Consider the following 13,122-nt stretch of genomic DNA (forward strand, 5'->3'; position numbering starts at 1 on the left):
ACGCTTGGGTAGAGTTCAGCCAACCTGGGCTGGTTTGAGCTGTTGGGGAGAGTTCGGGGTAGTGCCGGTGCGCAGTCGAGCCAGCAGGATGGCGCCGAGGATGCCCACCAGGGCCAGGGCAAACATGCCCGCGCGCGGATCGGCAAACTGGCTTTCCATCACGGTTTTCAGGTTGGGGGCGACAAAGCCGCCCAGGTTGCCGATGGAGTTGATCAGGGCGATCCCGCCAGCGGCGGCGGCACCGCTGAGGTAACCGGTGGGGATGGTCCAGAACAGCGGCTGCACCGCGACGAATCCGGCGGCGGCAAAACAGAATGCCAGCACCACCGGCACCATGCTGTTGCCCAGGGCCGAGGCCGCGATGCCCAGTGCGGCCATGGTCAGCATGCACACCGCCATGCGCCGGTGCTGGCCGCTGCGGTCGGCATAGCGGGTGACCAGGCGCGTGACAACCAGGGCGCAGACCCAGGGGATCGCGGTAATCAGGCCGACACTGAGCCCGACATGGCCATCGAGCAGCCCGGCGATACGGGTCGGCAGGTAGAACACCACACCGTAGACACTCATCTGGATGGTGAAATAGGCCAGGCAGAATTGCAGCACCCGAGGGTTGCGCAAGGCGCTGAGGAAACCGTGGGGGCTGCTGTGTTGTTTCTGGGCGTCCTCTTCGGCCAGGGCGTCTTGCAGCGCCTGCTTCTGTTCAGGGCTCAACCAGCTCGCATCGGCCGGACGGTTGACCAGGTAAAAGTAGGCGGCGATGCCAACCACCGAAGCCATCAGGCCTTCGACCACAAACAGCCATTGCCAGTTGGTCAGGCCGAACACGCCATGGAACTCCAGCAACCAGCCCGACAGCGGGCTGCCCAACACCAGCGCCAGCGGCAGGCCGAAATAGAACAGGCCCAGGGCCTGGCCACGGCTTTGCGCGGGGAACCAATAGGTGAGGTAAAGGATGATCCCCGGGAAGAAACCGGCTTCGGCCACCCCCAGCATGAAGCGCAGCACGTAAAAGGTTTCGGCGTTGTGGGCGAACATCATCGCCGCCGACACCAGGCCCCAGGTGACCATGATCCGGCACAGCCAGACCTTGGCGCCCAGGCGGTGCAGCATGTAATTGCTCGGCACCTCGAAGAACGCGTAACCGACGAAAAAGATGCTCGCGCCGAAGGCGAACGCCGCGTCGCCCAGACCGGTATCGGCCTGCAGCGCGGCTTTGGCGAAGCCGACATTGGAGCGATCGATAAACGCCAGGATGTACATCAGGATCAGGAACGGCAGCAAACGCAGCCGGCTTTTGGAGATGGCGCTGGACAACGCCAGGGCAGGATCTGGACGGGTCATTTGAGTGTTCCTTGAGACAGGCCCCGGGCAAGCGCCAGGGCTGGCTTTTTGTAGTTGTTGAGTCGCCCGAAGAAACGCCTCGGTGGCCGGTGCGTCTTGAGCGATGGCGCGACTTTAGCCAGCGCCCGACACAGCGGCTAATCACTTATGCATATCCACCGATAGCCTCAGGTGATAGCAGAAGGCGCTTCCTGCCCACTTAGGGTTATCGGGAGAAACCCCGAACCTGATCATGGTCGCTGGTAGCGCCTGGCATTTGTTGGCAGGCTTGCCACTGTCCCTTTTGCGAGCCCGGCCCGATGACCCGAATTCCTGATGCCAACGTAATCCACAGTCGCCTGCGCCTGCGCCAATTGCGGCTGATGCTGGCGCTGCAGGAGTTCGGCTCGTTGCGCCGGGCGGCCGACAATATCGGCATGACCCAGCCGGCGGCGACCAAGATGCTTCACGAAGCCGAAGACCTGCTGGGGGTCGAGCTGTTCGAGCGGCTGCCACGAGGCATGCGCCCGACGCCGTTTGGCGAAACAGTGATTTATTACGCGCAGATGGTTTTCGCCGAAGTCAGCGGCATGCGCGAAGAACTGGTGGCCCTGGAGTCCGGCAACCTCGGACGGGTCGCCGTCGGCGCCATTCCGGCGCTGGCCTCGGGCTTGCTGACGCGAACCATCGCCACCTTGAAAAAGAGCCACCCACGCTTGTCCATGAGCATTCAGGTCGACACCAGCGACGTGCTGGTGCAGGCCTTGTTGCAGGATCAACTGGACATCGTGCTCGGCCGGATCCCCGCCGGTGCAAGGGCCGAGGAGCTGCTGTTCGACAGCCTGGGCGAGGAGGAATTGTGCGTGATCGCCGGTGCGCAGAATCCGCTGGCACACAGTACCCGACTGAGCTGGGCCGAGCTGCAGAACGAAACCTGGGTCCTGCAACAGCACCCCAGCCCCATGCGCGCGATCATCAATCAGGTGTTTCACAATGCCCGGGTCGACATCCCCAGCAGCATCGTCGAGACCACCTCGATCATGACCCTGCTGTCACTGGTGCAGCAGACCGACATGATTGGCGTGACCCCGGTCTCGGTGGTCGAGGACTACCCGGGGCGCGATCTGCTGGCGGTACTGCCGATCAGCTTCGAAACGCGCCTGCCGCCCTTTGGCCTGATTACCCGGCGCCATCGCATCCAGTCATCGGCCATGCAGGCGTTCATGCACTCGGTGCGGGTCGAGCAAGCCGGAGCGCGGCCCTAGGGCTTGGCGAAAACCTCCGGCTCATCATCGGCAGGGTTCAAGGCGACGTCAGGGTGATGATGTAGGCGCCGCTGTTGACTGCCTTCCCTGCGCCATCGACCAGGGCGTATTGCTGGCTGTAGTAGCGCTCGGACCGGCCGCTGTCGGCGACCAATTTGACCTTGACCGCCGAGGGCGACAGCGCCGCCACCGTGGCGACGGGCTGCACGCTGAGCGAACCTGCGCGTGCGGCCTGCGGGCACCTGCTCAGGCTGAGGGTTGCACCGCTGTCCTGATGGGCTGAATGGGTATCAGGCGAGCAAGGAGATTCAACGATACTGCCGTAGAAGTGGATGACCCCTTGAGACAAGGGCGTTGCAGCGAAGGTCGGGCCAATGACCCCAAAAAACAACCCGACTGCTGCTGATAGGTGGTTTACGTTCATGCTGCGCCCTCCGTGTGTAGCCACTATGTCGTCAGCTTAGGCGGGCTCTTTAACTTTAAGGATTGTCTTATTTAATTTCATCGGAACGATGAAATCGATAATGCTTTCCGACACCGGGCGAACCCGCGACGCAACCTTGCCCGTTGCAGGCAAGGAGCGTCATCGAATGGGTATCAGGTGTTTTTACGGAAGACGAACACCAGCCCGACAATGATCAGCAGCATGCCGAGGATGCTCAGGCTGGCCAGGCGATTGCCGAAGATCAGGTAATCCATGACCGCCGTTACCGCCGGCACCAGGTAAAACAGACTGGTGACATTGACCAGGTTGCCGCGGGCGATCAGGCGATACAGCAACAGGGTCGCCAGCACCGAAACCACCAGGCCCATCCACAGCACCGGCACGAAAAAGCCCGTCGACTGCTCGAAGTGGAAAGGTTGAAACGGCACGAACACCCCGCACAACAGCAAGCCGGCCAGGTACTGCACTGGCAGGGTGCCGAGGGGGTTGTCGGTGATGCGCTTCTGCATGATCGAACCCAGGGTCATGCTCGCCAGCGCCAGCAGGCCGAACAGCATCCCGGCCAGGGACATCCCCGCCAGGCCGATGCCCTGGTACACCACCATGATCAGGCCGGCCAGGCCCAGCGCCAGGCCGAACATCCGGCTCCAGGAGCGCTGACGCTCCATCAGCACCACGGTGAGGATCGGTTGCACCCCCATGATGGTCGCCATGACCCCGGGGGTGACCTTCAAGTCCAGCGCCAGCAGGTAAAAGATCTGATAGGCCCCCAACAGCACCAGCCCGGTGGCCGCCGCGTACAGCATCGACTGCCGCCCACGGGGCAGCCTGAGTTTGAGCAGTGGAATCAACAGCACCAGCCCGCACAGGGCGATGGCGAAACGCAGCAGCAGGAAGGCAAAGGGCGAGGCATGGGCCAGCCCCCATTTGGAGAAGATCGCGCCACTGCTCCAGAGCAGGACGAACAGGCTCGTGGAGGCCGCCGCAAGCGCGGACTTTTTCGAAATGACAAACATGGAGACCACCTGTAATCAGGCAAAAAGCCAACTCAGCCGAGGCTGAAATTCAGTAGTTTTTTCTGGCGGGTACAGGGCACAGCAGTGACTGCTGATCAGCCCCGGACAACAACGCCCGGCGGTGATACGACGGCGTACACCGGCGTGCTACTGACAGGTGGGGGGTAGTGACTGATCTGCGCAGGCTGCTGATTCCCGCACGGCACGACGCCAGCGTTGACCGCTGAATCGACTACCGCATTGATCGGGGAAAGGGGCATGTGCAGATCTTTCTTAAGAGGGAAGGTGAATCTTCTGATGCACCGAGCGCCGACTATAACCAGCGCTCGATAGCCTTTGCAACGCTTTATCCAAACAACCAGTAACCCAGGGCTGCCAGCACCACCACCGCCAGCACCGGACGCATGACCCGATACAGCTTGGGATTGCGGCGTTTCCATTGCTTGACCACGCCACTGAAGCCGTCGCTGAAGTTCTTGCTCCAGGCATAGGCCTGGTTGATCCCGCCGACGCGTTCGTCGTCGAGGTTCTGCGGCGCGGTGGCGCGCCCCAGCAGGCCACTGACCCAACGGTTGACGCGGGTCATCAGGCGGTTGCTCAGCGGACGCTCGATGTCGCAGAACAGGATCACCCGCGTCTGCTCGGTCTCGTTCTTCACCCAGTGCACGTAGGTTTCATCGAACATCACGTCTTCGCCATCGCGCCAGGCATATTCCTGGCCGTCGACGAAAATCCGGCAGGCGTCGGAGTTCGGCGTGGACAGGCCCAGGTGATAACGCAGGGAGCCGGCAAACGGGTCACGGTGCGGATTGAGGTGGCTGCCGCCTGGCAACAGCGCGAACATCGCGCCCTTGACGTTGGGAATGCGGCTGACCAGCTCCACGGTCTTCGGGCACAGCGCTTCGGCCGAGGGCAGGGGTTTGTCGTACCACTTGAGGTAGAAACGCTTCCAACCCTTCTTGAAGAACGAACCGAAGCCGGCGTCGTTGTTCTTTTCGGCGGCGCGAATATAACCCTCGTCGAACAGGTGCATGGCCTCGTCGCGGATCACCTGCCAGTTGTCCTTGAGCACGTCCAGTTCCGGGAACTTGCTGCGGTCCAGGTATGGTTTGGAAGGCACACCGGAAAACAGATACATCAAGGCGTTGTAAGGGGCGAACAGCGCCGAATGGTTGACGAACTGGCGCAATACCGGCAGACGCGCCTTGCCGCGCAAATGCACGTAAAGGGTGCTGCCGATAAACACCAGCAGCACCCCGAACTTGGCAGCGAAGGAAAAGCTCATGCAACAACTCCTTGAAAATAGGCACTTGCGGGGTTGCGTTCACCCGACCTGGCAGCCGGCCATGATAAACACTCCTGGGCCTTGGAAAAACCCGCGCAACCGAACAATCAGCGTTAACGGTCGCGCAACAAAGCGTTAATTAGCATAAGGCCGCCAAACCCCGGCTGATGTGGATCAGCACATTGGCAAGGCGGCTGGCCGGTTCGCGTCAGGTGCCGCACCCGAGAAGGCCGGAGTTACTGCTGGTTTTCCTGGTCGGTGAACAGGTCGCTGAACAGCATGCTCGACAGGTAGCGCTCGCCCGAGTCCGGCAGGATCACGACGATGGTCTTGCCCTGCATTTCCGGGGTTTCAGCCATGCGTACCGCCACCGCCATCGCCGCACCGCAGGAAATGCCGCACAAGATCCCCTCTTCCTGCATCAGGCGCAGGGCCATGGCCTTGGACTCTTCGTCGGTCACCAACTCGACCCGGTCGACCATCGACAAATCCAGGTTGCCCGGCACGAAACCGGCACCGATGCCCTGGATTTTGTGGGGGCTGGGTTTGATTTCTTCACCGGCGAGCTTCTGGGTAATCACCGGCGAACCCGCCGGCTCCACCGCCACCGAGATGATCGGCTTGCCCTGGGTCTTCTTGATGTAACGGGACACCCCGCTGATGGTGCCGCCCGTGCCCACGCCGGCCACCAGCACATCCACTGCGCCGTCGGTGTCGTTCCAGATTTCCGGGCCGGTGGTTTTTTCGTGGATTGCCGGGTTGGCCGGGTTATCGAACTGCTGGGGCATGAAGTACTTGGCCGGGTCACTGGCAAGAATTTCCGCCGCCTTGTCGATTGCGCCTTTCATGCCCTTGGCCGGCTCGGTCAGCACCAGTTCGGCGCCCAGGGCCTTGAGCACCTTGCGCCGCTCGACGCTCATGGAGGCCGGCATGGTCAGCATCAACTTGTAGCCCCGCGCCGCCGCGACAAACGCCAGGCCGATACCGGTGTTGCCCGACGTCGGCTCGACAATGGTCATGCCCGGCTTGAGTTTGCCCGAGCTTTCGGCGTCCCAGATCATGTTTGCGCCGATCCGGCACTTCACCGAGTAGCCCGGGTTGCGCCCTTCGATCTTGGCCAGAATGGTCACGCCACGGGGCGCGATGCGGTTGATCTGCACCAAGGGCGTATTACCGATGGAATGGGCGTTGTCAGCAAAAATGCGGCTCATGGCTGGGTCCTTATGCAGCATTGAAGAAGTGCTCAAGGGTATGCCTCGGGCCCATGAGCGTCCAGTCGTAGCCACAGGCCGCGCAAAACCCGGGCCGGGGCTATGCAAGAGACGCATAGCCGGGACTGAAGTTCGCATTGGTCGGGCCAATCGGGTCTGGGCCATGATGCCGCCCAAGAGTTGGCCAGCTCCCCTACCCGCCCCGTCAAAGGAATCATGCAGATGGCTATTGCCCCAGAAATCCAGTCCCTGGCCGACGACATGCGCGCCTGGCGCCAGCAGATCCACAGCCAGCCGGAAATCGCCTTCAACGAACACCAGACCGCCCACTTCGTCGCCACCCTGCTGCGCTCCTGGGGCATCGAAACCCATACCGGCATCGGCCAGACCGGAGTCGTGGGGGTGATTCACGGCGCCCTCGGCCCCGGCCCGAGCATCGCCTTTCGCGCCGACATGGACGCCCTGCCCATCATCGAGGAGGGCCAGCCCGCCTATCGCTCGCAGCATCACGGAGTGTTCCATGGCTGCGGCCACGACGGGCACACCAGCATCCTGCTGGGCACCGCCTGCCTGCTGGCCCGGCAGCGCCAGTTTCGCGGCCAGGTGGTGCTGATATTCCAGCCCGCCGAAGAGATCATCCAGGGCAGCCTGGCCATGCTCGAAGACGGTTTGTTGCAGCGTTTTCCCTTCGATGAGGTGTATTCCCTGCACAACCACCCGACCCTGGCGGCCGGCACCATTGGCGTGCGGGTCGGTGCCCAGCTGGCGTCGGTCGACTTCTTTTCGATCCGTATCACCGGGGTTGGCAGCCATGGCGGCATGCCGCATTTGAGTGTCGACCCGATCGTGATCGGCGCGGCCCTGGTCGGCGCCCTGCAAGGGATCGTCAGCCGCACCATCGACCCGCTGGAAAACGCAGTGATCAGTGTCTGCCGCTTCCAGGCCGGGGAAACCAACAATGTGATCCCCGAATTCGCCGTGCTCGACGGCACCGTTCGCACCTTGTCCACCGCCGTTCGGCAACAGGTGGTCGAACGCATGGAGCAGGTCTGCCAGGGGCTGGCCCTGGCCCATGGCTGCCAGATCGACATGAGCCTGGCCAACAGCACCCCGCCGGTGGTCAATAGCCCGCAGCCGACCCGCTATGTGGTGCAGGCGGCGCAGCAGGTGGTGGGGCCGGAAAACCTGATTGAAAACGTGGCGCCGATCATGGCCGGGGACGATGTGTCGGTGTTTCTCCAGGCCCGTCCCGGCTGCCATTTCCTGCTGGGGCAGGACGGCCCCATGTGCCATCACCCGCACTATGACTTCAACGACGACGTGGCCGGCATTGGCGTTGCCATGTTCGAGCAACTGGTACGCCTGCGCCTGGCTGCCTGACACAACAACAACAACAACAACAACAACAACAACAACAACAACAACACGCCAGCCCGGAAGCCGCCATGAAGCCCAGAACCCTGTTCGCCTGCCTGCCCCTGCTGTTACTGGCGCCCACCGCCCATGCGGCTTCCGGCACCAGTTATGCCGCCAACTGGCACACCCTGGTGCCCTTCCTGCTGCTGGTGAGCCTGACCCTGGGCGTCACCCGCTGGGCCGGTCGCCGCAGCCGCGGCACCGGAGACTTCTACAACGCCGGCGGCGGCATCAAGCCCTGGCAGAACGGCCTGGCCCTGGCCGGCGACTACATGTCGGCCTCGACCTTTCTTGGCGCGGTGGCGATGCAGGCGATGTATGGCTACGACAGCCTGATCTACGGGGTCGGGACCCTGGTCGGCTGGCCGATCCTGCTGTTTCTGGTGGCCGAGCCCTTGCGCAACCTGGGGCATTACACGCTGTCGGACGTGGTCTCGTTCCGCCTGCAAAAGCGCCCGGTGCATCTGCTGACCGCTGCCAACTCCCTGGTCATCGTGCTGTTCTACCTGGTGGTGCAGATGGTCGGCGCCGGCAAGTTGATCCAGCTGCTGTTCGGCACGCCGTACCTGGCGTCGGTGGCCATGGTCGGGGTCCTGGTGCTGCTGTATGTGCTGATCGGCGGCATGCTGGCCACCACCTGGGTGCAGATCATCAAGGCGCTGCTGATCCTGGCGATCGGCAGCTTCCTGTGTTTCATGGTCTTGCGCAGCGTGGGTTTCAGCGCCAACCAGTTACTCGACCGGGTGATCCAGGCCCATCCCCAGGGCCTGTCGGTGCTGGCCCCGAGCAAGCTGATCGCCGACCCGGTGGACGCCATTTCCCTCGGCGTGTCGCTGATTTTCGGCATGGTCGGGCTGCCCCATATCCTGATCCGCTTCTTCACCGTCAAGGATGGCGCCGCCGCCCGCCAATCGGCGTTCTACGCCACCTGCATCATTGCCTACTTCTATACCCTGCTGCTGGTGATCGGCGCCGGGGCGGCGATCTTCGTCCTCGGCAACCCGGCGTTTCTCGAAGCCGGCAGCCAGGACCTGATCGGCGGCAACAACATGGCGGCCATGCACCTGGGCAGCTTCTTTGGCGGCCAGTTGTTCCTCGGCCTGATGTCGGCCGTGGCCTTTGCCACCATCCTCGCGGTGGTGGCCGGGCTGACCATCTCCGGCGCCTCGGCGGTCGGCCACGATATCTACACCCACCTGTTCCGCCAGCCCACCAGCAACCCCGAGCGCGAGCTGAAGATCTCCCGGATCGCCAGCGTCACCCTGATTGTCGTCGCCCTGCTGCTGTCGCAATGGGTGCAGCACCTGAACATCAGCTTCCTCGCCGGGCTGGTGTTCGCGATTGCCGCCAGCACCAACTTCCCGATGCTGATCCTGTCGATCTTCTGGCGCGGACTGACCACGCGCGGGGTGGTCGCCGCCTGCCTCTGCGGGCTCGCCAGCTCCGTGGGGCTGCTGATACTCGGGCCAGCGATCTGGGTCGGGGTGCTGGGGCATGCGGCGCCGGTCTTCCCCTACTCCAACCCCGCCCTGTTCTCCATGAGCCTGGCCTTCCTCGCCGCCTGGGTGGCCTCGGTCACCGATCACAGCCCCTCGGGCGCGGCCGAGCGTGCGCGTTTCGACGCCCAGCACTACCGCTCCCTGACCGGCATCAACGCCCATGCCGCCGTGGCCCACTGAGCCCTGACTGACAACGAGGAAACCGCCATGCCCAGCACCGCCCGCCACTCCGATCACCTGCTGCGTCGCCTGAAGAAACTGCGCACACGGTTCAGCCTGGGCCTGAGCCTGCTGACCCTGGGCGCCTACTTCGGCTTTATCCTGCTGGTGGCTTTTGTCCCGCACTGGCTGACCCTGCCGCTGTCGAGCGAGTCACGCGTGACCAGCGGAATCCTGGTCGGGGTCGGCCTGTACGGGTTCTGCGTCGCGGTCACCGGCTTTTACACCTGGCACGCCAACCGCTACATCGACCCATTGCTCCAAGAGTTGCAGCGCTCGGCCGCTGCCGAAGACTGATCAAACCGGCAGCGCCAACTGCCCCGCATAGCCGGCAAAGATCTTCTGCGCCTCGGCCTTGGCGCTTTCCACCGATGGCGCCAGGGTGCGCCCCGCCAGGCTCACCGAGCCGAAGCGCGCGCTGCGTTGCAAGGGCGGGTCCAGCGGTATTTCGCACAAGCGGCCGCTGCCCAGCGCCTGCCAGAACGCCGGCCGACTGCCGAACACCACGCTGTTTCCGGCCAGGGCCAAGGCCTCCAGATCACTCAGCAGATCGGTTTGAAAGTGCAGGGCGGTCTCGATCGAACACTCGAAATACGCTTCCAGATCCGCCATGGCCCAGGCCGATAACTGGATGCTGCCCAGGGGATACGCCAGCAGTTGTGCCCGCGACACCGGCTCGCCCTGCAACAAGGGGTGCCCGGCACGGCAGAAAAACCCGCTGAGCCAGCACGGCAAGGGGTCGACCTGCAGGTCATGGCGATAAGAAAGCAGCGCCACATCGCCAAAGAAGATATCGATCCGCTCCTCCAGCAACAGCCGCAACAGTTCCTCGTAGGTCCCGCCCTTGACGGTCAGCCGCAGCCGGGGGGCGTTGCGCGCAAAATGCTCGAGTAACGGCGCCTTCAGCAGCGCCGCTGCCGTGGGCCCGAAGCCCAGGGCGATCTCGCCATACTCGCCGCGCCGCACCCACTCGATGTCGCGCCGCAGTTCGTTGAGTTCGGCCAGCACCTTGCGTGCACGCTCGGTGAACACCCGGCCGTAGGGCGTCAGCTCGACCCCCGCCGGGCCGCGATCGAACAACTGCACCCCAAGCTCGGCCTCGATCGAGGCAATGCTGCGCGACAGCGCCGGCTGGCTGAGGTTGACCTCGATACTGGCTCGACTGAAGGTCAGGTGCTCCACCAGCCCCAGAACATGACGCAGCTTCCTGGTATCCATAATTACCTTCTTTGGCGAAAGACAAGGCCCGACAGCGCTGCCGACCATCGTACAAAAGCCGCTCGGCGTCCATGCCTCGACAGTTGCTTCGAACGACTGCGAGCCGTGGCAGTCAATCCCTTTAATGACAGATGGAGACTCACGCTCATGAAACGTCGTTACAGTTGGCCGCTATGGACCCTGGCCGCAGTTGTGGTGCTGCTGGTGGCCGTGCACATCGCCCTGCCCTACCTGGTACGCGACTACTTGAACGACAAGCTGGCGGACATGGGCGACTACCGGGGCCAGATCACCGATGTCGACCTGGCGCTGTGGCGCGGCGCGTATCGAATCAACGGGCTGAAGATCGTCAAGGTCGACGGCAAGGTGCCGGTGCCGTTCGTCGATGCACCGTTGATCGACCTGGCGGTGAGCTGGCATTCGCTGTGGTACGACCATGCCGTGGTGGCCAAGGTGCAGTTCGTCAATCCCGAGCTGAACTTCGTCGACGGCGGCCCCAACAAACAGGCGTCGCAGACCGGTCAGGGCACCGACTGGCGCGCGCAATTGAGCAAGCTGCTGCCGATCACCCTCGACGAAGTGCGGATCGACGACGGCAAGATCAGCTTTCGCAATTTCAACTCCAAGCCACCGGTCAACATGAACGCGACCCAGGTCAATGCCAGCCTGTACAACCTGACCAACGTGGTCGACGTCAAAGGCCGGCGCGATGCCCGCTTCGAAGGCAAAGCCCTGCTGCTGGGCCACGCGCCCCTGGAAAGCAGCGCCACCTTCGACCCCCTGAGCAACTTCGAAGATTTCGAGTTCCGCCTGCGGGCCAAGGACATCGAACTCAAGCGCCTCAACGACTTCGCCTCGGCCTACGGCAAGTTCGACTTCAATGCCGGTCACGGCGATGTGGTGATCGAGGCCGAAGCCACCAAAGGCCAGCTCAAGGGTTATATCAAGCCGCTGCTGCGCGACGTCGAAGTGTTCAATTGGCAACAGGATGTGGAGAACAAGAACAAAAGCATTTTCCGCTCGGTCTGGGAGGCCCTGGTGGGCGCCAGCGAGACCGTGCTCAAGAACCAGAGCAAAAACCAGTTCGCCACCCGGGTCGAGCTCAGCGGCAACGTGCACCAGCAGGACATCAGCGCGTTCCAGGCGTTTTTGCAGATCCTGCGCAATGGTTTTGTCCAGGCATTCAACGCCCGCTACGAGCAACCCAAGCCGTCGGCTGACTGAGTCTGCGCTGACCGAGTCAGCAAGTGACGCCCCATTCAGAGACTGAATGGGGCGTCTGCGTTCACAGTCGACGGGGCGCCGCGCTATAGTCGGCCATCCCGTTTATTGTTCCGGCCTGCCTGTGGCAGCCCGGCGTTACCGTTCGAGGAATTGCAGATGAAGTTCGAAGGCACCCGTGCATACGTCGCCACCGATGACCTGAAGCTGGCGGTCAACGCCGCCATCACCCTGGAGCGGCCGCTGCTGGTCAAGGGCGAACCGGGCACCGGCAAGACCATGCTCGCCGAACAACTGGCCGAGTCCTTCGGCGCACGCCTGATCACCTGGCACATCAAATCCACCACCAAGGCGCACCAGGGCCTGTATGAGTACGACGCGGTCAGCCGCCTGCGCGACTCGCAACTGGGGGTGGACAAGGTCCATGACATCCGCAACTACCTGAAGAAGGGCAAGCTGTGGGAGGCCTTCGAATCCGAAGAGCGGGTGATCCTGCTGATCGACGAGATCGACAAGGCCGACATCGAGTTCCCCAACGACCTGTTGCAGGAACTCGACAAGATGGAGTTCTACGTTTACGAGATCGACGAGACTATCAAGGCCAAGCAGCGGCCGATCATCATCATTACCTCCAACAACGAAAAGGAATTGCCGGACGCCTTCCTGCGCCGCTGCTTCTTCCACTACATCGCCTTCCCCGACCGCACCACCCTGCAAAAAATCGTCGACGTGCACTACCCGGACATCAAGAAAGACCTGGTCAGTGAAGCCCTGGACGTGTTTTTCGACGTGCGCAAAGTCCCCGGCCTGAAGAAAAAACCTTCGACCTCGGAGTTGGTGGACTGGCTGAAACTGCTGATGGCCGACAACATCGGCGAAGCGGTGCTGCGCGAGCGCGATCCGACCAAAGCCATTCCGCCCCTGGCCGGCGCCCTGGTGAAAAACGAGCAGGACGTGCAGTTGCTGGAGCGCCTGGCGTTCATGAGCCGTCGCGGCACCCGCTAAGA

12 protein-coding genes are annotated in these 13,122 nt (G+C 62.8%); 6 read left to right on the top strand and 6 right to left on the bottom strand.

From position 1 onward, the window contains the following. Positions 1 to 15: 15 nt before the first annotated feature. A complete protein-coding gene (locus AC19YX_RS09260) occupies positions 16 to 1,341 on the bottom strand; it encodes an MFS transporter (RefSeq protein ID WP_500606094.1) in 1,326 nt (441 codons plus the stop codon). A 299-nt stretch (positions 1,342 to 1,640) separates the two neighbouring features. Here AC19YX_RS09260 and AC19YX_RS09265 point away from each other — a divergent pair, with 299 nt between their 5' ends. After that, the gene (locus AC19YX_RS09265; protein WP_078473234.1) at positions 1,641 to 2,585 is read left to right on the top strand and encodes a LysR family transcriptional regulator; all 945 of its coding nucleotides are present in this window, start codon (positions 1,641 to 1,643) and stop codon (positions 2,583 to 2,585) included. Positions 2,586 to 2,622: 37 nt separating this feature from the next. Here the strand turns inward: AC19YX_RS09265 and AC19YX_RS09270 are convergent, their stop codons facing one another. From AC19YX_RS09270 to cysK, 4 genes are all read right to left on the bottom strand, one after another. Beyond that, a complete protein-coding gene (locus AC19YX_RS09270; protein WP_500606095.1) occupies positions 2,623 to 3,009 on the bottom strand; it encodes a type 1 fimbrial protein in 387 nt (128 codons plus the stop codon). 173 nt (positions 3,010 to 3,182) lie between these two features. Beyond that, positions 3,183 to 4,046, bottom strand: coding sequence for a DMT family transporter (locus AC19YX_RS09275; protein WP_078473232.1), 864 nt, complete (start codon positions 4,044 to 4,046; stop codon positions 3,183 to 3,185). A 346-nt stretch (positions 4,047 to 4,392) separates the two neighbouring features. Beyond that, positions 4,393 to 5,331: an aspartyl/asparaginyl beta-hydroxylase domain-containing protein gene (locus AC19YX_RS09280; RefSeq protein WP_500606096.1), complete on the bottom strand. Its 939-nt coding sequence runs from the start codon at positions 5,329 to 5,331 to the stop codon at positions 4,393 to 4,395. Between the two features lie 236 nt (positions 5,332 to 5,567). Then, on the bottom strand, positions 5,568 to 6,542 hold the full coding sequence (gene cysK / locus AC19YX_RS09285) for a cysteine synthase A (protein WP_020300530.1): 975 nt from the start codon (positions 6,540 to 6,542) through the stop codon (positions 5,568 to 5,570). Between the two features lie 222 nt (positions 6,543 to 6,764). Between cysK and AC19YX_RS09290 the strand changes: the two genes are divergently transcribed. The 3 genes from AC19YX_RS09290 to AC19YX_RS09300 all read left to right on the top strand — a co-directional run bounded on the left by AC19YX_RS09290 (position 6,765) and on the right by AC19YX_RS09300 (position 9,973). Continuing rightward, a complete protein-coding gene (locus AC19YX_RS09290; protein WP_500606097.1) occupies positions 6,765 to 7,922 on the top strand; it encodes a M20 aminoacylase family protein in 1,158 nt (385 codons plus the stop codon). 65 nt (positions 7,923 to 7,987) lie between these two features. Continuing rightward, a complete protein-coding gene (locus tag AC19YX_RS09295; protein WP_201129926.1) occupies positions 7,988 to 9,637 on the top strand; it encodes a sodium:solute symporter family transporter in 1,650 nt (549 codons plus the stop codon). A gap of 27 nt (positions 9,638 to 9,664) precedes the next feature. Continuing rightward, positions 9,665 to 9,973, top strand: a complete 309-nt coding sequence (locus AC19YX_RS09300; RefSeq protein WP_078473229.1) for a DUF485 domain-containing protein — start codon at positions 9,665 to 9,667, stop codon at positions 9,971 to 9,973. Here the strand turns inward: AC19YX_RS09300 and AC19YX_RS09305 are convergent, their stop codons facing one another. Further along, positions 9,974 to 10,894, bottom strand: a complete 921-nt coding sequence (locus AC19YX_RS09305; protein WP_500606098.1) for a LysR family transcriptional regulator — start codon at positions 10,892 to 10,894, stop codon at positions 9,974 to 9,976. Between the two features lie 147 nt (positions 10,895 to 11,041). Between AC19YX_RS09305 and AC19YX_RS09310 the strand changes: the two genes are divergently transcribed. Beyond that, positions 11,042 to 12,118, top strand: coding sequence for a DUF748 domain-containing protein (locus tag AC19YX_RS09310; protein WP_201129922.1), 1,077 nt, complete (start codon positions 11,042 to 11,044; stop codon positions 12,116 to 12,118). A 156-nt stretch (positions 12,119 to 12,274) separates the two neighbouring features. Beyond that, positions 12,275 to 13,120, top strand: coding sequence for an AAA family ATPase (locus AC19YX_RS09315; protein ID WP_078473226.1), 846 nt, complete (start codon positions 12,275 to 12,277; stop codon positions 13,118 to 13,120). The last annotated feature ends 2 nt before the right edge of the window (positions 13,121 to 13,122 follow it).

Source organism: Pseudomonas sp. MF09150, assembly GCF_059862355.1.